Here is a 17,793-nt window from a genome sequence, read left to right as displayed (position 1 = left end):
GCTCGCTGACCTGGGGCACGGTAGGCTTCCTGCCCATCCGGTCGTCGGGAAGGGGCGGCGCTTGCGTCAGGTGGGGTTCCGGATACTCGGGCCGGTCGGGGTCTGGGCGGACGGCCGGCTCGTCGGCCCGTCCACTCCACAACAGCGGTCGGTGCTGGCGATGTTGTTACTGAACGTGCGCCAGGTGGTGACCACCGAGCGGCTGATGCGGGCGGTCTGGGGAGACGAGCCGCCGATCACCGCGCGCAACGCCATCCACCAGTACGTCTCGCGCCTGCGGCGTGTCCTCGTCCCGGTCCCCCAGGCCGCGCTCGTCACCGCGCCACCCGGCTACCGCCTCGACGTCGAGCCGGCCGACGTCGACCTCCACCGCTTCCGCGAGCTGGTCGACCTGGCGAGGAAGAGTGTCCCCAGCGAGGCCGACGCCCTCTTCGGGCAGGCGCTGCGCTTGTGGCAGGGGCCGCCGCTCGCGAACGTCTCGGGCGACTGGCTGCCGGCGATGTTCGGCCAGGCGCTGACGGAGGAACGCCTGGCCGTGGTCGAGGAGCACGTGGCCGTCGGCCTGAGCCTCGGCACCCCCATCGAGTCGCTCGCCGACCTGCCGATGCTGATCAGCGAGCATCCGCTGCGGGAGCGGCTGACCTACCTGTGGATGTTGTCGCTGCTGCGTGACGGCAGGCGGGCCGCCGCGCTGAAGGCGTTCCGGCAGGCCCGCCGGCGGCTGGTGGACGAGCTGGGCGTCGAACCCGGGATCGAGCTGCAGGAGCTGCACCGGCGGGCGCTGTCGGCCGAGCCCGCCGTCGAGGTGTGGCCCTACCCCATGCAGGCCCCCGCCGATGGCACCGTCCATGCGCCGGACACGCCGCCGGTGCCCGCCGAGCTCCCCGCTCCCCCGGCCTTCTTCGCCGGGCGGGCCGCCGAGATCGCCCGCGTACGCACTGCCCTCACCGCAGACCGCCCCGCGGGCCCGCGAGTGTGTCACATCAGCGGCATCGGCGGCATCGGGAAGTCCGCACTGGCCGTCCACGTCGCCCGCGGGCTCGTCGAGCACTTCCCCGACGGGCAGCTCTACGTCAACCTGCACGGGGCCATCCCGCAGGCCGGCCCGGTCGACCCGCACATCGTGCTGGGCCGTTTCCTGCGCTCGCTCGGCACCGCCGACTCGGCCGTGCCCGCCGACCTGGAGGAGGCCGCGGGCCGGTTCCGGTCCCTCACCGACGGCAAACGCGTCCTGATCGTGCTCGACAACGCCAGGGACGCCGCGCAGGTCCGACCCTTGCTCCCCGGGAGCGCCACCTGCGCCGTCCTGGTCACCAGCCGCCGGATGTTCACCTCGCTGCACGACGCCGTCCACGTCCAGCTCGACGTCCTCGACGTCGGGCGGGGCACCGACCTGCTCGGCGGCATGGTCCACGACGACCGCATCGCCCGCGAGCCGGACGCCGCGGCGGCGGTGGTCCGCCTGTGCGGCGGGCTGCCTCTCGCGCTCTGCCTGGCCGCCGCGCGGCTGAACGGCCGGCCCTTCTGGCCCGTGTCAGTTCTTGCCGAGCGGCTGGCCACCGCCCGGCACCGGCTGGACGAGCTGCGCGCCGACGACCGGGCCGTACGCGCCGTCTTCCAGGAGAGCTACGAGGACCTGCGCGCGAGCCCGTCAGGAGCCGAGGCCGCCCGTGTGTTCCGGTACGTGGGGATGCTCGACGGGCCCGATGCCGGGCCCACCATCGTCGCGGCGATGACCGGGCTGTCCGAGGATCGCGCGCGTGACCTCCTGGACACGCTGGTCGACGCCCAGCTGGTGGAGAGTCACGCCCCCGACCGTTATCGCCTGCACGACCTGCTGCGGCTCTACGCCCGCGAGCGGGCCGAGGCGGAGGACCCCGCCGGCCGCCGTGCCGAACTCGTCCGGCGTGTCCTGCACTGCCATCTGGCGACCGCCCGCACCGCGATCAAGGTGCTCGGCGCGAACACCGGCCGGCGCGCGGGCATCGGCCCGCGTACGCTCGATCATCCCGGCGCCCGGCTGGCGACCGGCGAGGACGTCCACGCGTGGACGGACGCAGAGGCCGACAACGTGCTGGCGCTGGTCCGCACGGCCGCGGGCCCCTCCACGGCCACCCTGGTGGTCTCGCTCGCGGCGACGTTCACCGTCCTGCTGTACGAACGCGGCCACTGGCTCAAGCAGCTCAGCCTCGCCCAGTCGGCCCTGCCCGCGGCGGCCGGCACCCGGGAGATCCTGTACGAAGCGCGCATCCACGGCGACCTCGGCTGGGTGCAGGTGTGCATGGGGGCGAGCGAGGACGGCATCGCCCACCTGCACCGCTCGCTCGACGCCTACCGGCGGGCGGGTGAGGCGACGATGGAGGCGGGGTTGCTCGACAACCTCGGCGTCGCCTACCGCACGGCGGGGCAGCCCGAGCGCGCGGCCGAGCACCACACGCTGGCGTTGCGGCTCAACCGCGAGCTCGGCGACCGCTGGGGGGAGGCGGTCAATCTCACCCATCTCGGGCTGGTCCACCAGGCCGCCGGCCGCTACGACGAGGCCGTCGAGCTGCACACCCGGTCGATCGAGTTGCTCGGAGAGCTTGGCATGCCGAGCGATCGGCTGCGCGCCTTCATTCACCGCGCCGAGGCGTACCGGCGGGCGGGCCGGTTCGAGGAGGCCGTGGAGCACTACCGGCAGGCCATGGCGGCCCACAGGAAGCTGGGCGGCTCCGGCGACTTCGGGGCGGCCGAGATCTCCTGGGGGCTCGGTCTGGTCCTCTACGAGCTCGGCCGCGTCGATGAGGCGCGGCAGGCCTGGCGGCGGTCGATCACCCTGCTGGGCAAGCTGGGTCTCATCACCCACGCAGAACGGCTCACCGCGGAGCAGGAGGAGCCACCTCCGACGCCGCGGGTGATCGTGCGGCAACGCTGACTCCTGGCGTGCTCTTCGCTGCGCGACGCCCCCTTTAGTTGACACGACATATATGTCGTGTAATTTATTGGCATGTCGAACGAACCGACCCTGGTCTTCATCCCCTGCTTCTCCGGCGCCCCGTGGGATCTGACGCAGCTCACCCCACTGGCCCATCGTCCGCAGCGCACCTTCAGGCTCCCCGAAGGTGTGGCCGACATGGAGGTCTACGCCGACGCCGCCGCGGCCCACGTCGCGGACCTGGACAACTACGTGCTGGTCGGAGACTCCTTCGGAGCGAACATCGCACTGGCGCTGGCCGTCCGCCAACCGGCCGGGCTGCGCGCCCTGGTGATGTCGGGCGGCTTCGCGGCCAACCCCGTCTCCTCCCCGGTCTGGAAGGGCGCCATGCGGATCATGGGCAGGATGCGCGGCGGCCTCTACCGGCAGCTGGCGCTGCGCGCGCACGCCCACCGGCTGGCCTCACCCCACGACCGTGCGGGCCAGATTCCCTGGAGCGAGGCCGACAGCCGCCGGTTGTTCCTGGGCAACACCCCGTCCACGTCTTTCGGAGCCCGCGTCGGCGCGGCGCTCACCGCCGACTACGTCGACCGTCTCGACAGGATAGAGGTTCCGACCCTGGTCATCACGCCGTCGCATGACAAGCTGATCGGCGAGCAGGCGGCGGAGATCCTGCGCACCGGAATCGCGGGCTCCCGCGAGATCGTGCTGGACCGGACCGGCCACATGTTCCGCTTCACGCATCCCGAAACCTACGCCCGCGCCGTCGAGACGTTCCTGACCGAAACGGCCGGCGACCGCGAGATGACCCATGCGGCCCGCTGAGGAGCTCAGATACCTGATCCTGGCCGCGCAGCGGGAGGGCAACCGGCTGCTCGGCCAGGCCCTGCGGCCGCTCGGCATCACCCCCTCCCAAGCCGAGGTGATCCGCGTCCTGCGGGAGCATGGCCCTCTGACGCTCAACGGCCTCGGTGAACTCCTGGTCTGCGAGAGCGGCAACAGCCCGAGCAGGCTCGTGGACCGCCTGGTCGCTCTCGGCCTGGTCAGGCGTGACGTGGCGGCCCACGACCGCCGCCACATCGACGTGTCGCTCACCGAAGCAGGAAACGATCTGGTCCGGCAGATCACCGAGATCGAGGAAAGGCTCTATCAGTCGATCGATGCCGCAGCCGAGGGCCGCGATCTCGGGCAGGTCCTCGGCTTTCTCCGGGCGTTCGCCGGCGGCCTGCCCGCCGGCCAGGCCGTGGCCCGCCGTACCCACCGCCGACACGCACCCTGATCACTCGGGCTGCGCGGCCAGGATCGCGTCCCCGTGGTGCTCGGCCCATGCCTGATGTGGATCTCCAGAGACGGTGATCACCTGGTGTTCGGTGTCGAGCAACACCGTGTCAAAATCCGCAATCTGCGGCGCGACCCGCGCATCACGGTGCTGATCGAAGACGACCGCGATTCGGCGGCCGGCCTGCGGCAGCACCTGATCGTCCGCGGCACCGTGACCTTTGAAGGCCCGGACGTCCCGGAGCGGTTCGCGGCCTTCATGGACCGGCAGTCCCAGCGCTACCTCGGCACCGGCTATCCCTTCGCGAACCGCGAGTCCAGGACGGCCCTCATCGGCCGGATCCAGGTGGAACACGTGTCAGGCGTCGGACCCTGGGCGCACTGACCTCGTCGGCGACGGGCCACCGCACACGTGGACGAACGATCTCTCCACGCCGACCCCCCGGCGCCCAGGAGCCGCGCGCGGCGGTCCTGGCCGCCTGCGCCGTCAGCCGGGGACGGCCTGTCCCTGGCTGACTTGTGCCTGGTCCAGGCGCGTGGCAACCCGCACCGTTGACGGCATGACAACGACACAGCAGCCGCACATGTCAGGCCCATCGGGCAAGGCCAGGACGATCATCATCACAGGGGGAAGCGCCGGCATCGGGTACGGTTGCGCCGCCGCGATCCTCAGCTCACGCGACGGACCGTGGCACGTCGTCGTGGCCTCACGGGACGCGGGCCGTGCGCAGGCGGCCGTCGATCGGCTGGCCGGCGCCGCGCGGACGGGCCACAGGATCGAGGCGGTGCCACTGGACCTCGGGTCCCTCGCGTCGGTCCGCACGTTCGCGGCCGAGCTGACCGACCGGCTGGCCTCGGGCGGGCTCCCCCCGCTGCACGGCGTGGTGTGCAACGCGGGAGTGCAGGCCGGGACCACCATGACCGTGACCGCCGACGGCTTCGAGTCCACCTTCGGGGTCAACCACCTCGGCCACTTCGTGCTGGTCAACGAACTGCTGCCGGTTCTGCGGCCATCCTCGCGCGTGGTCGTGGTGGCCAGCGACACCCATGACCCGGCGATGAAGACGCCCGTGCCCGATCCCGCCTGGAACAACGCGTACGCGCTGGCCCGCGGCGAGCTCGGACCCGCCGCCGCGTCCGACAAGCCCTTCGCGTCCGGTCAACGCCGCTACAGCACGTCGAAGCTGGCCAACATCTATTTCACCTACGCCTTGGCCCGCCGCCTGCCCGCCGGTGTCACCGCCAACGCCTACAACCCCGGCCTCGTCCTGGGAACGGACCTGCAGCGCGACGCCGCCGCCCCGGTCCGTTTCGTCTCCAAGCAGGTCCTGCCCCGCCTGCGCCCGCTGGTGCGCCGGATCGTGTCACCCAACGTCCGCACCGTGCAGGAGTCGGGCGAAGCGCTGGCCTGGCTCGTGACCGCTCCCGAACTGGCCGGCACCACGGGCAGGTATTTCGACGGACGCCAGGCCATCCGTTCGTCGCACGAGTCCTACGACACCGCACGCGCCGAGGCGCTGTGGAACGACAGCGTGGCACTGACCGCCCGGGCCGGGTCCGCGACATCCCAGAGGAGTACCACATGAGTGACCTGGCCGTACCGAGCTATTCGATCGCTGAGCGTGACCGCCGGTGGGATCTGGCGCGCGCGTTCATGGAGAACGAGGGTCTCGACGCGCTGCTCGTCTTCGGTGAGCACGAGGACGCCGGCCCGGCGCAGGTGGCGTACGACACGTGGTTCACCAACGGCCGGCCAGGGACGACGGTGATCTTCCCGCGAACCGGCGAACCGCTATCGCTGCTTCCCGGCCCGATGTTCATCGCGGACCACCTGGAGTCGTCCCACCGGGGCGGCGCCATGTGGATCCCGCCCAAGAACCTGCGCGGTTCTCGCCACTCCGCCGCGATCGCCGCGACGCTCGACGAGCTCGGGCTGGCGAAGGCCACGATCGGCGTCGTCGGCCTCGGGGCCCATCTGCCGTGGCACCCCGAGGGCATCATGCCCTTCCACCTCTGGAACAAGGTCCTGGCGCGGTTCCCCGAGGCCAAGTTCACACCGGTCGACACAGCCCTGGCCCGGCTCGTCAGCCGGCTGAGCCCGGAGGAGATCGACGTCGTACGCCACTCGGCGGGCATCGGCGACGCCATGGTCCACGCCATGGTCGAGACCGCCGCTCCCGGCGTCCCGGAGAGCGAGGTGTACGCGGCGGGCATGGCCGAGGGATACCGGCGAGGAACGCTTCCCGCAGCCATGCACTTCTGGTCAGGTCCTGATCCGGTCGCCTCAAGCTTGCCGGAGTGGGGCTACCGCCCCACGGCGCCGCGCGTCCTGCGGGAAGGCGACGTCATCTACGCGGAGGTGTTCGCCAACTTCGGCGGACGCCACACACAACACCAGGTCACGATCGCCATCGGCGAGGTGCACGAGGACTTCCATCGCGCCGGCGACGTCGCTCGCGCCGCCTACGACGCGGGCCTCGAAGCGCTGCGCCCGGGCCGGACGTTCGGCGAACTCGTCGACGCGATGCACAAGCCGATCCTGGCGGCCGACGGTTCGGTGTTCAGCATCGCGGTGCATTCGCTCAACCCCGGCCTCGCGCTGGGCGGCCTCCGCACCGACATCGGCGGGCTCCCGGGCGCCGAGGACTACCCGCCCGTGCCGGACGGTCACGCCTTCTTCGCCGACATGGAGCTCGACCCCGGGATGACCTTCGTCCTGGAGCCCAACTACGCCTTCGGGCGTCACATGGTCCACATCGGCGGCACGATGATCGTCGGGGAGGACCTGCCGATCGAGCTCAACCCGTACACGGCGCAGATCCTCCGGGCGACAGGGCCGGCTCCCCGGACGCGCCGGTAACCCCGGCAGGCCCGCCACGTACGAACGTGGCAGGGCCTGTCCGCGCGTCCGTCGCGACGGGTTCAGCCGCAGTGCACGTTGTTGAGCTTGCGCGAATTCCAGGCCGGTACCACGGCCTCAACGTCAATGCACTGGTTGGGCGCGGAGACGTACACCGGGCCGGCGTAGTACGTGAACTCGCCTGCGTCCGCGTCTTCCCCGCTGCCGTCGCCTCGCGAGATGATGACGCCCTTCCAGCTCTTGGTGTTGGCGTAGCGGCCGTAGCCGTAGGTCAGGGCACAGTTCTTGCCCGTGCTGGAGCTGTAGTACACCTCCAGCGTGCCCGTGCGGCTCCCGTCCACTTTGTCGTGGACGGCGTAGACGCCGACCCGGGTGTAGCTGCTGCCGCAGGGCCCGGCCGCGGCGGCCGGGGCGGCGCCCGCCACCATCGTCGTGGAGGCGGCGATGGCCGCGCCGGTCAGGAGGGTCGCCAGCTTGCGTGTGCGCACGAATATCCCTTCATCGATCAATGTTCACGACATGTGACCATGAATGCCACTGACACGCCAACATGGCGGCGGGCTGCTCACCCATCCCCGGAAGGAGCTGGCCCGCCGTGAGGCGACCGGCCTCGGACACCGGTACGTAGGCACCGAGCATCTCCTGCTCGGTCTCCTCCACGACGATGGATCACAGGCCCTGGGCGTCGGCCTGCGACAGACCCGCGACCAGGTCATCAAGGTGCTCCACGGCGACCTCTGAGCTCGATCGCGCGCCGGAGGGCGTACCACCGCTCACCAGCTCCACATCCCCACCCTGACCCGCACCCCCGGGGAGGCGTGAAGGACGGGCCGCTCTCCAGGCGCGGGCAGCCCGGCGGCCTGCACCAGGTCCTGATCCAGGCCGTGCAGGGAGGCGTGGTGCAGCGGCCACGGCGGGTGTTCCACCCGCGCCGCCGCCAACCGGCCGCCCACGAGGCTGAACAACCGATAGCGGGCGGTCAGGAAGTACGCGAGCTCGTCGCGTTCGCGCTCCGCCAGAGGCAGACCGGTCTCCGCCTCCACGTCACACCGCGCGCCACCAGGTCCGGGACATCGCCGGCGGCACCGGTACCGCGTGTGTCCGTTCCTGGCGTCCACGGACATGTCAGACCAGAAGTAGGGCAGCCAGTAGCCGACGCGTCCGCCGAGCGCGGCGGGCAGGCGTCCGGCGTCCAGGGACAGAAACCAGACGCCGGTACGTCCCCGAGCGTCGCGCACATATGTCCGCAGGTTCGTCTCCGGGAACGTGGACAACCACGGCAGCGCGGGAACACCCGGCACCCGGACCCCTCGCATGAGGAACGGCGTGAGCCCCACCCAGGCCGCCCTGTCGAACGTCTCGACCGTGAGCTGCGCCGGCAGCAGCGCCTGCACCTGCTCCGGCCGGTAGCGCCAGTGGATGAACGTCATCCGCGACCAGCTGTGGTACATCACGGGCAGGCTGACGTGGGGTGACGGTGGAGCACGCATCTCGCCCCCCTGCCCTCCGGCCGCACCGGCAATCCGTTCGCCGCGGTTGCGGGCAGTGATCGCCTCGGCCACGCGGCCGGCCTCGAGTTCCCTGCGGGCGCGCAGCAGGTCCTCGTAGTCGGCTTCGGAGATGAGGACGGCGCGCTCTGTCGTGGACCGGCTGATGGTGGTGGGCCTGCGACCGTGGACGGCTCGCGCACCAGCGTGTCACCCTGATCTCCGAGGTGAAGCTCCAGGAAGAGTTCGACGTTGCCCGCGTCACCGTACGCAAGGCGATGGTCACTTGCCGGTGGTGAGGACCATGCGGTAGCGGGCGTCGCCGGACATCATGCGGTCGTAGGCCACCGCGACGTCGTCCAGAGGGCGGGTCTCTATCAAGGGCCGGACGCCGGTCAGCGCGGCGAAGCGCAGGGTCTCCTCGACATCGCGTGCGGTGCCGGACGGGTGGCCGTGCACGGTCCTGCTGGACGAGATGAGCTGGAACGGGCTGACCTGGATGGGCTCGGGCGTGGCGCCCAGCACGATGAGCTCGCCGTTGTTGCCCAGCCCGTCGATGGCGGCGCTCATGGCGTCGGAGCTGGCCGCGGTGGCGAGCACGACCTTCGCGCCGCCCAGGGCCTGCAACTGGCCGGCCACGTCACCGGCGTTGCTGTCGATGCAGTGGTGGGCGCCGAAGTGCTTGGCCGCTTCTGCCTTGTCGGAGCCCCGCGCCACGGCCACGGTCTCGAACCCGAGCTTGTTGGCGAACTGCACGCCCAGGTGGCCGAGCCCGCCCAGGCCGAGCACGGCGACGAGGTCGCCAGGCCCTGCCGCGCTGTGCCGCAGCGAGTTGAACGTGGTCACACCGGCGCAGCCCATGGGCGCGGCCTCCGCGGCGCTGAGCTCGTCGGGAACGCGGGCCAGCGCGGACACGGGAACGACCACCGCCTCGGCGTAGCCGCCCGGGTAGGCCCAGCCGGGAACCTGCATGCGTGCGCAGTGGATGAAGTCGCCTTGGCGGCAGGCCAGGCAGGTTCCGCAGTTGCCACCGAACCAGCCGACCGCCACCCGCTCGCCGATGTCCCAGCCTTCGACGCCGTCACCGGCCGCTTCGACACGTCCGGCGATCTCGTGCCCGGTCACCAGCGGGAACGGCACGTCGGGGAAGGCCGCGTTGACGAACGCCGCGTCGGAGCGGCAGACGCCGCAGGCCTCGACCGTGAGCCGGACGTGGCCCGGCTGCGGCTCGGGCAGCTCGCGCTCGACCATGCTGAACCGGCCGCCGGGTTCGGTGACCTGGGCGGCTCGTACGGTCAGCGGCTTGGCGAACGTTTCCGTGGACATGATGAACCCCTTCGGAAGGAGGCAGAGCATTTGCGGAACCGGTCCTGCCGGGCCCATACCCAGCACACCACGCCGCAGCCCTCGGCAACCGCTCTGAACAGGCCGTGAGCGGGCAGGTACCGGCAGGGCAGGTACTGACAGGGCCACCCAGCCGCGGGTGTGCCCGTCGCGGCGGGATGACAATGACGTTATGGACAGAAGGGGCGAGCTCGCCGATTTCCTGCGCTCCCGACGCGCCCGGGTCACTCCCGAGCGGGCCGGACTCCCGGAGGACGGCCGTGCCAGGCGCGTGCCTGGGCTGCGCCGCGACGAGGTCGCCCGCCTCGCCGGCATGAGCACCGAGTATTACACCCGTCTCGAACAGGGCCGCGCGGGCACTCCGTCCCCTGAGGTCGTCGAGGCCCTCGCACGCGCCCTCCAGCTCGACCCCGCCGAACGCGAGCACCTCATCGACCTGCTGGCGCGGCCCGCATTCGCGCGCCGTGCCCCGACCGCCCCGCAGCGGGTCCGCCCGGGCCTCCACCTCATGCTCCAGACGCTGGAGCACGTCCCCGCCTTCGTCGTCGGCCGGCGCACCGACATCCTGGCCGCCAACCGCCTGGCGCGCGAGGTGCTGACCGACTTCGACGCCCTGCCCGTCCCGCTGCGTAACCTCGCCCGCTACTACCTGCTGGACCCTGTCGCCCGCGACCGCGTCGGAGACTGGGCGCAGATCGCCGCCGAGACGGTCGCCATGCTCCGCTTCGAGGCGGGCCGCTATCCGGACGACCGGCGGCTGGCCGATCTCGTCGGCGAGCTCACCCTGCGCTGCCCCGAGTTCACCACCTGGTGGAACGACCACCGTGTCCTGCGCCGCACCCACGGCACCAAGCGCTACTTCCACCCCGCGGTCGGGGAGCTCCACTTCTCCTACGAGACCCTCCAGCCTCCTGGCGATCCCGACCAGACGTTGTGCGTCTACAACCTCGAGCCCGGCTCTCCTACCGCCGACGCGATGCGGCTGCTGAGCAGCTTGGCCGCCCCGGCCCCTCAGACCTCCGCACCGTCCGCGGACACACGGTGACACTGGGCACGCCTCATGGATATCAACGATACGAACTGTTGATTCCGGGTCGCAGGCGTCAGGTCGCGCTCCCCTGGTTCGTGCGACGATCACGCCCGGGTGCACGGCGTGGCCGTGGATCCCGTCCTCGGCTACGCCGCGGTCCAGCTCCACGGCGAACAACACGTTGGACTGGGCGTAGGCGAGGTGGCTGTCGTAACCGGTGGTGACGCCCGGCCGCGTTCATGGTGCCTGCGCAGGCAGGCATGTCGGTTGGTGCCCACGACGCCCTGCCGCTACTGTGCTGCTCATGGCGACCCTGCGAGAGCTTGAAGACCAGGCGTGGCGGGGGTTCCTGCTCACCCACGATCGGATCTGGCGGGAGATCGAGGCCGGGCTCGCTCCGCTGAACGTGAGCATGGCCGAATACAGCGTGTTGTCACTGCTGGGCGAGGCCGGCCGCAACGGCATGCGGATGTCGGATCTCGCGCAGCGGCGCCTGATGTCCACCGGCGGGTTCACCCGGCTCGCCGACCGGCTCGAGCGCCGCGGGCTGATCGAACGGCGACGGTCGGCCGACGACGGCCGCGGCTTCGAGGTGGTGCTGACCAAGGACGGCAGGGCGCTGCTGCGCAAGGCATGGCGCCGGCAGCACAGCGACCTGCGCAGGCTCTTCTTCGACCGGCTCGACGACGAGCACCTGCGCAACCTCGCCGAGGTCTGGGCGCGGCTCGACCCGGACAACGAGGACGAGGCGAACGAGCGCTCCCCGTAGCCCCCTCCGCCTCCCCCCTTCCCCGAACGGAGCGGCCGGCCACCGATGAGTTCGGCGCGCGGGCCCGGTCTACCCCCTTGAGCACGGAAAACCACGCAAGGGATCGGTGAGGAACCATGAGAACGAACGCGCTACCACCAGTCGTCGACGCCGACACCTGGCAACGGCAGCTCGACGCGCTGCGTGCCCGGGAGAAGGCCGCGACCAGAGAACTCGACGCCATCGCCGCCCAGCGCCGCCGCCTGCCCATGGTGGAGATGCCGGACTACACCCTCGAGGGCGAGGACGGACCGATCCGGCTGGCGGACGTTTTCGACGGCAGAAGGCAACTGATCGTCTACAACCACATGTGGTTCCCGGGCGAGGAATGGCAGTGCTCGGGCTGCACGGGCTTCACCTCGCAGTTCACCCGGACGGAGTTCCTGGACAACTACGATGCCCGGTTCGTCATCGTCACCCAGGGCCCCATCGACGAGGCACTCGCCTACAAGCGCCGGGTCGGAAACACGATGGCCTGGTATTCCACCGCGAACAGCCCGTTCGGCGCCGACGTCGGCGCACCGCCCGGCGGAGGCTTCGCCGTCAACGTGTTCCTGCGCGACGGCGACACCGTCTACCGCACCTGGCACACCAACGGCCGGGGCACCGAGCAGCTCAGCCACACGTTCGCGCTGATCGACCTGCTGCCGTACGGGCGGCAGGAGGAGTGGCAGGACTCGCCCGACGGCTGGCCGCAGTCGCCCGCCTACAGCCGGTGGGCCAGCTCCCAGGACATCGCCGCGCTCTACGGCCCGGACACCGCCTGAACGCTCCGCGCCGCGGCGGACCTGCGCGATCCACGGGGTGCCGCCCGGCTCAGTACAGTGTCGGGATGGCTGGTGAGCAGGTGAGTGCCCGGGTGGACAGCTGGATCTGGTCGGTGCGGCTGACCAGGACACGCTCGATCGCGTCCGACGCCTGCCGGGGCGGTCACGTCCGGGTCAACGGAGTGCGGGTCAAGCCCGCGCACGCCGTCCGCGCCGGTGACGAGATCCGGCTGCGGCACGAGGGGCGCGAACGCATCGTGGTCGTCTCCCGGATCATCACCAAGCGCGTCGGGGCCGCCGTGGCCGCCGAATGCTACGTCGACAAGAGCCCTCCGCCGCCTCCCCGCGAGGAGACCGTGACGGTGGCCGTCCGGGCTCGCGGCGCGGGTCGTCCCACCAAACGCGAGCGCCGCGACATCGAGAAGCTGCTCGGCCGCCAGACGCCGGAGGGGCGGGGCCGCCGGGACTGACCGGCCGCTGTCGTTGGGCTGCGCGTACCGTCAGCGGGCGGGGGTACGGGGGCGGTTCCACCAGAGGGAGAGCGACAGGGCCGCGGTGATGAGGACGGCGCCGCCGGCGGCGAAGGCGGCGGCGGTGTCGACCCGCTGGTCGATGACGGTGAAGCTGCCGGGCAGGGACTCGAGGGCGCTGTGGAGCTCGTCGGCGTTCTCGGCGCGGTGGTAGGAGCCGCCGGTGGTCTGGGCGATCTGCTTGAGCGCGGGCTCGTCGATCATGCGGACGTTGCGGCCTCTGTCGAATCCGCCGCGTCCGCTGAAGCCGCCCCAGCTGCCCCAGCCACGGCCGTCGAACTGCGAGTTCTCGCAGACCATCGGGGCCGGCTTGGTGCTGCCGAAGCCGATGGGGAAGACGCGGACGCGGCGCAGCGCCGCCTCCTGGGCGGCGGTCTGCGGGTCGACGCCCTGGGTGTTGGCGCCGTCGGTGAGTACGACGATCGCGGCGCCGGCGTAGCCCGGCCCTCCGCCGGGCGGGTTCGCCCCGGTGGGCGCGACCGACGGGTCGACCTCCGCGATCGCATCGATCGAGGTCAGCATGGCCTGCCCGATCGCGGTGCCGCGGTCCACGGTGAGGTCGTCCAGCGCCTCGATCAGCGATTCCGTGTCGTCGGTGGGAGGCACGAGCAGGCCCGCGCTGCCCGCGAAGGTCACCAGGCCGATGCGCGGCCCGCCCCGCTGCGACTCGATGAACTCCGCGGCGGCCTTCTTCGCGGCTGTGATGCGGTTGGGGTCGACGTCCGTGGAGCACATGGAGCCGGAGGTGTCGAGCGCGAGCAGGATCGTCGCCGACGTCTGCGGCACCGGCACCGACGCCTGCGGGCGCGCGGCACCGACCGCGAGCAACGCGAGCCCGGCGATGAACAGCGCCGCGGGGATCTTCCGCGTCCAGCGGGTGCGGCCGGGCAGGGCGCTGTGTACGAGCGCGATCGAGGTGACACGCACGGCGGCCCGCCGCCGGCGCCGCCGCGCCCACCAGCGGATGCCGAAGATCAGCGGGATGATCAGTACGGACAGCAGCGCCCACGGCCATGAGAACACCATTCAGATCACCCGTCCAGACCGGAGCACCGTGAGCGCCGCTCCCGCGGTGATCAGCACGAGGGCGAGCCCGATCAGCCCGCCGGCGAGAGGCAGCGGCTCGTCGGAGGCGGTGAGCCGCAGATCGATCGTGTCGGCGATCCCGTCGAGCCGCGCGGTGTCGGAGGCGGGATGGTAGGCGCCGCCGGTGGTCTGCGCGATCACGGTGAGGGGTTCCTCCTCCAGCGAGGTCTGCAGGTGGTAGCCGTCGACCTTCACCGTCGCCCCGGCCGTGGTCCCGACCCCGACGGTGTGGATGTGCACGCCCGCCCGCTGGGCCACTTCGGCGGCCCGTTCGACCTCGCCGCCCTGGTTCTGGCCGTCGGAGAACATCACGACCGTCGCCGACGGCCAGTAGCCGATGTCGGGAGCTTCGCCGTCGCGGCCGACCGCAACCTGCTTGCCGGTGATCGCCGACAGCGCGCCCGTGATGGCGGTGTCCAGCGAGGTGCCGCCCGTGAGTCTCAGACGGTCGATGGCCTTGAGCGCGACGGAGTGGTCGGCGTCGGGGCGTGCGGTGGTGAGCGCGCCCCGTTCGAACGCGACGACTCCGATGTCGACGCTGTCGGGCTGCGCCGCCACGAAGGCGCGGGCCGCCCGCTGCGCGGCCGCCAGCCGGTTGGGCGCGACGTCGCCGGCGCCCATGCTGTTGGAGACGTCGATGGCGAGGATGACGGTGCCCGCGGTCCGCGGCACCGGCACCATGGCCGCCGGTCCGGCGGTGGCGATCGCGAGCACGCCGACGCCGGCGATCGTCAACCCGGCTCCGAGGTACGCCCGCCGGCCGCCCGTCACGGCTGCCCCGGCCGCGGCGAGCATCGCCGTCCGCCGGCGCGCCGAGACGACGGCTGCCCAGGCGAGCGCCGCCGTCACGAGTAGTCCGGCGGCCAGCAGCAGCGGGGAGGACAGGGTCATGAAGCCTCCTTCGCCGGCCTCATGACCAGGGTGCCGTGTCCATGGACGGCCTCGACGACCTGCGTCATGCCGACCGGTCCCGGGTTCGGGCGACGACCTCGACGAGCGCCTCGGCCAGATCGCGGTCGGTGTCGACGCGGTGCACGGGCACCCCGGCCCGGCGCATGCCCGCCGCGAGCCGGGCGTCGCGGTCGTCGACGGCCTCGCGGAACCGTACGCGCAGCAGCGGGTCGGCGGAGTCGACGACGAGCTGCTCGCCCGTCTCGGCGTCCTCGACCACGATCAGCCCGGCCTCGGGCAGCACGTCGTCGGCGGTGTCCACGATCCGCAGGGCGACCACCTCGTGCCGCCGGGCCAGGCGCTGGAGCGAGCGTTCCCAGTCGCCGTCGCCGATGAAGTCCGACAGCACGACGATGAGGGCGCGGCGGCGGGCGAGCCGTCCGGCCGCGTCGAGCATCTCGGCCAGGTCGGTGGTGCTGCCGCCCCGTGTCCCGGCGGTGCGGTCCAGCTCGGCGCCGATCCGCAGCGCGTGCCGCCGGGAGGTGCCCGGCGGCACCACGCGCAACATCCCGGTGTCGAACAGCAGGGCGCCGACGCGGTTGCCGCCCCGGCCGAACAGCCGGGTCAGGACGAGCGCGAGCTCGGCGAGCACGTCGTGCTTGCCGCGTCCCGGCCGGCCCGCCGCCATCGACGCCGACCGGTCGAGCACGAGCCACACCGTCAGTTCGCGGTCCTCGGTGAACACGCGCACGTGCGGCTCGTCCAGCCGCGCGGTCACGTTCCAGTCGATGTGCCGGGCGTCGTCGCCGTCGGCGTAGGCGCGCAACCCGGTGAAGTCGATCCCGGAGCCGCGGTACGTGGTGCGGTGGGCGCCCTGGAGCCGGCCGTCGAGTCTGCGGACGACCTTCCACTCCAGACGGAGCAGGAGCCTGTCGGGGGCGGTGGCCATGGCTCAGCGGTTCTGCAGGACGACGTCGGGGGCCCGGGCCGCGCCGAGCACCCTAGTGATGATCGTGTCGGCGTCGACGTCGTCCGCGAGGGCCTCGTACGACAGGACGAGGCGGTGGCGCAGCACGTCGAGCGCGAGCTCGGCCAGGTCGTGCGGCAGGACGTAGTCGCGGCCGCGCAGGAACGCCAGCGCCCGGGCGCCCGTGACGAGCGCGATGGACGCCCGCGGGCTCGCCCCGTAGGTGACGTACCGTTCCAGCTCGCCGAGCCCGGCGGTCGCGGGGGAACGGGTCACCGAGACCAGCCGGACCGCGTAGTCGACGATCGACGGATCGACGTACACCTCCTGGGCGCGGGCCCGCATCGCGACCAGGTCATCGGCCGTCACCATCGCCTGCGGCGGCTCCGGCGGGCGCAGCGCCCGGTCGACGATCGCCTGTTCTTCCGCCTGCGTCGGATAGTCGACGATCACCTTCATCATGAACCGGTCGACCTGCGCTTCGGGCAGCGGGTACGTGCCCTCCGACTCGATCGGGTTCTCCGTCGCCATGACGAGGAACGGCTCGGGCACCCGGAACGTCTCGCGGCCGATCGTCACCTGGTGCTCCTGCATCACCTCCAGCAGGGCGCTCTGCACCTTGGCGGGGGCGCGGTTGATCTCGTCGGCCAGCAGCAGGTTCGTGAACACCGGGCCGAGCTCGGTCTTGAACTCCCCTGAGTGCTGGTGGTAGACCCGCGTGCCCACGAGGTCGGCGGGCACCAGGTCGGGAGTGAACTGGACGCGCTGGAAACTCCCGGCGATCGCGGCGGCCAGCGACCGCACCGCGAGCGTCTTGGCCAGGCCCGGCACGCCCTCGACGAGCAGGTGACCGTCGGCGATCAGCGCCACGGCCATGCGCTCCAGCAGGACGTCCTGCCCGACGATCGTACGTTTGACCTCGAACAGCACGTGTTCGAGCGGATGGGCCGACTCGGGGGACTTGGTCGAGGTCATGGGCTTCCTTCTCATGAGGCTTCGATCAGATCTCGGGCCCGTCGCCCGGCGGGCCGTCGCCTTCTGTGCCGCCCAGGGCCACGCCGATCGGCACCGCGAACGCGATGCCGGCGAACGCCTCGTCGCCTCCCGGGTCGGCGATCGAGACGACGATCCCGATGACCAGGCCGCGAGTGTCCAGGAGCGGACCGCCGGAGCTGCCCGGGTTGACGGAGGCGTCGAACTGGATGAGCCCGCTCAGGTCGCCCTCTTCCGTGCTCCGGTCGGCGCTCCTGTTCAGGCCCGACACGACGCCGGTGGAGACGCTGTAGGTCAGGCCCAGCGGGTTGCCGATCGCCACGACGGGCGCGCCCACGGCCACGGCGCCGCCGAGCGTCGCCGGGACGACGATCTCCGGCAGCTTCGCGGGCTTGAGGGTCGCGACGTCGAGTTCGGGGTTCGACGACGCGACCACGGCCTTAGCCTTGGTGCCGTCGGCGAACGTCAGGTTGACGTCCTTCGTGCCCTTGACGACGTGGTGCGCGGTCAGAATCGTCCCGTCGTCGGCCGCGATCACGCCGGTGCCGAGCGACTTCCCGGCCTGGATGACCACCACCGAGGGCCCGACTCTCTTGAAGACGTCCGGCACCGTGAGCGTCGCGCTGGGTGTCGGCGTCGCGCTCGCCCTGGGCGCGGCTCCTTCGCCGTTCCCGCCGGAGGTCCCCAGCCAGTACGCCAGCAACGCCACGACGACGAGTACGCCGCCCCCGATGACCATCCGCCGGGCCTTTCCGGCCACGGCTCTTCGAGCTTGCTGAGCCTCGGCCGCACCGGCCTCCTGCGGCACGCGCTCCATCGCCCCATAGTCATAAATTTC

19 protein-coding genes are annotated in these 17,793 nt (G+C 71.7%); 11 read left to right on the top strand and 8 right to left on the bottom strand.

Annotation, left to right across the window (positions count from 1 at the left end):
- Window positions 1-70: 70 nt before the first annotated feature.
- The 6 genes from E1294_RS02960 to E1294_RS02935 all read left to right on the top strand — a co-directional run bounded on the left by E1294_RS02960 (window position 71) and on the right by E1294_RS02935 (window position 7,052).
- Window positions 71-2,914: an AfsR/SARP family transcriptional regulator gene (locus tag E1294_RS02960; protein WP_246082773.1), complete on the top strand. Its 2,844-nt coding sequence runs from the start codon at window positions 71-73 to the stop codon at window positions 2,912-2,914.
- Window positions 2,915-2,986: 72 nt separating this feature from the next.
- Complete coding sequence (locus E1294_RS02955) at window positions 2,987-3,739, top strand: alpha/beta fold hydrolase (protein WP_132504168.1); 753 nt, start codon at window positions 2,987-2,989, stop codon at window positions 3,737-3,739.
- Entirely contained in the window at window positions 3,726-4,193 is a 468-nt protein-coding gene (locus E1294_RS02950) for a MarR family winged helix-turn-helix transcriptional regulator (protein ID WP_132504167.1), read from the top strand. Before E1294_RS02955 ends, E1294_RS02950 begins: the two co-directional genes overlap by 14 nt.
- Before the next feature lie 84 nt (window positions 4,194-4,277).
- The gene (locus E1294_RS02945) at window positions 4,278-4,577 is read left to right on the top strand and encodes a pyridoxamine 5'-phosphate oxidase family protein (RefSeq protein ID WP_165977048.1); all 300 of its coding nucleotides are present in this window, start codon (window positions 4,278-4,280) and stop codon (window positions 4,575-4,577) included.
- Between the two features lie 175 nt (window positions 4,578-4,752).
- The gene (locus E1294_RS02940; RefSeq protein ID WP_220447521.1) at window positions 4,753-5,778 is read left to right on the top strand and encodes an SDR family NAD(P)-dependent oxidoreductase; all 1,026 of its coding nucleotides are present in this window, start codon (window positions 4,753-4,755) and stop codon (window positions 5,776-5,778) included.
- Window positions 5,775-7,052 carry a M24 family peptidase gene (locus E1294_RS02935; protein WP_132504165.1) on the top strand — a complete coding sequence of 426 codons (1,278 nt, stop codon included), beginning with the start codon at window positions 5,775-5,777 and terminating at the stop codon, window positions 7,050-7,052. The genes E1294_RS02940 and E1294_RS02935 overlap by 4 nt, the downstream gene beginning before the upstream one ends.
- A gap of 62 nt (window positions 7,053-7,114) precedes the next feature.
- Here the strand turns inward: E1294_RS02935 and E1294_RS02930 are convergent, their stop codons facing one another.
- Window positions 7,115-7,540: a spore-associated protein A gene (locus tag E1294_RS02930; RefSeq protein WP_246082771.1), complete on the bottom strand. Its 426-nt coding sequence runs from the start codon at window positions 7,538-7,540 to the stop codon at window positions 7,115-7,117.
- Between the two features lie 43 nt (window positions 7,541-7,583).
- Here E1294_RS02930 and E1294_RS02925 point away from each other — a divergent pair, with 43 nt between their 5' ends.
- Window positions 7,584-7,793: a Clp protease N-terminal domain-containing protein gene (locus E1294_RS02925; protein ID WP_132504164.1), complete on the top strand. Its 210-nt coding sequence runs from the start codon at window positions 7,584-7,586 to the stop codon at window positions 7,791-7,793.
- Between the two features lie 32 nt (window positions 7,794-7,825).
- On the opposite strand, the gene E1294_RS02920 is transcribed toward E1294_RS02925, so the two are convergent.
- Complete coding sequence (locus tag E1294_RS02920) at window positions 7,826-8,503, bottom strand: YqjF family protein (protein ID WP_220447520.1); 678 nt, start codon at window positions 8,501-8,503, stop codon at window positions 7,826-7,828.
- 318 nt (window positions 8,504-8,821) lie between these two features.
- A complete protein-coding gene (locus tag E1294_RS02915; RefSeq protein ID WP_132504162.1) occupies window positions 8,822-9,865 on the bottom strand; it encodes an alcohol dehydrogenase catalytic domain-containing protein in 1,044 nt (347 codons plus the stop codon).
- A 190-nt stretch (window positions 9,866-10,055) separates the two neighbouring features.
- Between E1294_RS02915 and E1294_RS02910 the strand changes: the two genes are divergently transcribed.
- The 4 genes from E1294_RS02910 to E1294_RS02890 all read left to right on the top strand — a co-directional run bounded on the left by E1294_RS02910 (window position 10,056) and on the right by E1294_RS02890 (window position 12,958).
- Window positions 10,056-10,928, top strand: coding sequence for a helix-turn-helix transcriptional regulator (locus tag E1294_RS02910; RefSeq protein ID WP_132504161.1), 873 nt, complete (start codon window positions 10,056-10,058; stop codon window positions 10,926-10,928).
- 289 nt (window positions 10,929-11,217) lie between these two features.
- A complete protein-coding gene (locus E1294_RS02900; protein WP_132504160.1) occupies window positions 11,218-11,682 on the top strand; it encodes a MarR family winged helix-turn-helix transcriptional regulator in 465 nt (154 codons plus the stop codon).
- Between the two features lie 116 nt (window positions 11,683-11,798).
- Window positions 11,799-12,488: a DUF899 domain-containing protein gene (locus E1294_RS02895; RefSeq protein WP_132504158.1), complete on the top strand. Its 690-nt coding sequence runs from the start codon at window positions 11,799-11,801 to the stop codon at window positions 12,486-12,488.
- Window positions 12,489-12,553: 65 nt separating this feature from the next.
- A complete protein-coding gene (locus E1294_RS02890; RefSeq protein ID WP_132504156.1) occupies window positions 12,554-12,958 on the top strand; it encodes an RNA-binding S4 domain-containing protein in 405 nt (134 codons plus the stop codon).
- 30 nt (window positions 12,959-12,988) lie between these two features.
- Here the strand turns inward: E1294_RS02890 and E1294_RS02885 are convergent, their stop codons facing one another.
- The 5 genes from E1294_RS02885 to E1294_RS02865 form a co-directional block, all read right to left on the bottom strand.
- Window positions 12,989-14,044, bottom strand: a complete 1,056-nt coding sequence (locus tag E1294_RS02885) for a vWA domain-containing protein (RefSeq protein WP_132504154.1) — start codon at window positions 14,042-14,044, stop codon at window positions 12,989-12,991.
- A complete protein-coding gene (locus E1294_RS02880) occupies window positions 14,045-14,995 on the bottom strand; it encodes a VWA domain-containing protein (RefSeq protein ID WP_132504152.1) in 951 nt (316 codons plus the stop codon).
- Window positions 14,996-15,059: 64 nt separating this feature from the next.
- Window positions 15,060-15,944 carry a DUF58 domain-containing protein gene (locus E1294_RS02875; protein ID WP_132504150.1) on the bottom strand — a complete coding sequence of 295 codons (885 nt, stop codon included), beginning with the start codon at window positions 15,942-15,944 and terminating at the stop codon, window positions 15,060-15,062.
- Window positions 15,945-15,947: 3 nt separating this feature from the next.
- A complete protein-coding gene (locus tag E1294_RS02870) occupies window positions 15,948-16,937 on the bottom strand; it encodes an AAA family ATPase (RefSeq protein WP_132504148.1) in 990 nt (329 codons plus the stop codon).
- 25 nt (window positions 16,938-16,962) lie between these two features.
- Window positions 16,963-17,772, bottom strand: coding sequence for a S1C family serine protease (locus E1294_RS02865; protein ID WP_132504145.1), 810 nt, complete (start codon window positions 17,770-17,772; stop codon window positions 16,963-16,965).
- Between the last annotated feature and the right edge of the window lie 21 nt (window positions 17,773-17,793).

The organism is Nonomuraea diastatica (assembly GCF_004349015.1).
Lineage (GTDB): Bacteria > Actinomycetota > Actinomycetes > Streptosporangiales > Streptosporangiaceae > Nonomuraea > Nonomuraea diastatica.
This window is presented reverse-complemented; position numbering and strand designations above follow the sequence as displayed.

Bases quoted from the DNA above. Each gene is read 5' to 3' on its own strand.
- E1294_RS02920 (WP_220447520.1), bottom strand. From the start codon at position 8,503: ATGTACCACAGCTGGTCGCGGATGACGTTCATCCACTGGCGCTACCGG.
- E1294_RS02895 (WP_132504158.1), top strand. From the start codon at position 11,799: ATGAGAACGAACGCGCTACCACCAGTCGTCGACGCCGACACCTGGCAA.
- E1294_RS02925 (WP_132504164.1), top strand. From the start codon at position 7,584: ATGCCACTGACACGCCAACATGGCGGCGGGCTGCTCACCCATCCCCGG.
- E1294_RS02865 (WP_132504145.1), bottom strand. From the start codon at position 17,772: ATGGAGCGCGTGCCGCAGGAGGCCGGTGCGGCCGAGGCTCAGCAAGCT.
- E1294_RS02875 (WP_132504150.1), bottom strand. From the start codon at position 15,944: ATGGCCACCGCCCCCGACAGGCTCCTGCTCCGTCTGGAGTGGAAGGTC.
- E1294_RS02955 (WP_132504168.1), top strand. From the start codon at position 2,987: ATGTCGAACGAACCGACCCTGGTCTTCATCCCCTGCTTCTCCGGCGCC.
- E1294_RS02950 (WP_132504167.1), top strand. From the start codon at position 3,726: ATGCGGCCCGCTGAGGAGCTCAGATACCTGATCCTGGCCGCGCAGCGG.
- E1294_RS02940 (WP_220447521.1), top strand. From the start codon at position 4,753: ATGACAACGACACAGCAGCCGCACATGTCAGGCCCATCGGGCAAGGCC.
- E1294_RS02935 (WP_132504165.1), top strand. From the start codon at position 5,775: ATGAGTGACCTGGCCGTACCGAGCTATTCGATCGCTGAGCGTGACCGC.
- E1294_RS02910 (WP_132504161.1), top strand. From the start codon at position 10,056: ATGGACAGAAGGGGCGAGCTCGCCGATTTCCTGCGCTCCCGACGCGCC.
- E1294_RS02880 (WP_132504152.1), bottom strand. From the start codon at position 14,995: ATGACCCTGTCCTCCCCGCTGCTGCTGGCCGCCGGACTACTCGTGACG.
- E1294_RS02900 (WP_132504160.1), top strand. From the start codon at position 11,218: ATGGCGACCCTGCGAGAGCTTGAAGACCAGGCGTGGCGGGGGTTCCTG.
- E1294_RS02885 (WP_132504154.1), bottom strand. From the start codon at position 14,044: ATGGTGTTCTCATGGCCGTGGGCGCTGCTGTCCGTACTGATCATCCCG.
- E1294_RS02890 (WP_132504156.1), top strand. From the start codon at position 12,554: ATGGCTGGTGAGCAGGTGAGTGCCCGGGTGGACAGCTGGATCTGGTCG.
- E1294_RS02915 (WP_132504162.1), bottom strand. From the start codon at position 9,865: ATGTCCACGGAAACGTTCGCCAAGCCGCTGACCGTACGAGCCGCCCAG.
- E1294_RS02870 (WP_132504148.1), bottom strand. From the start codon at position 16,937: ATGACCTCGACCAAGTCCCCCGAGTCGGCCCATCCGCTCGAACACGTG.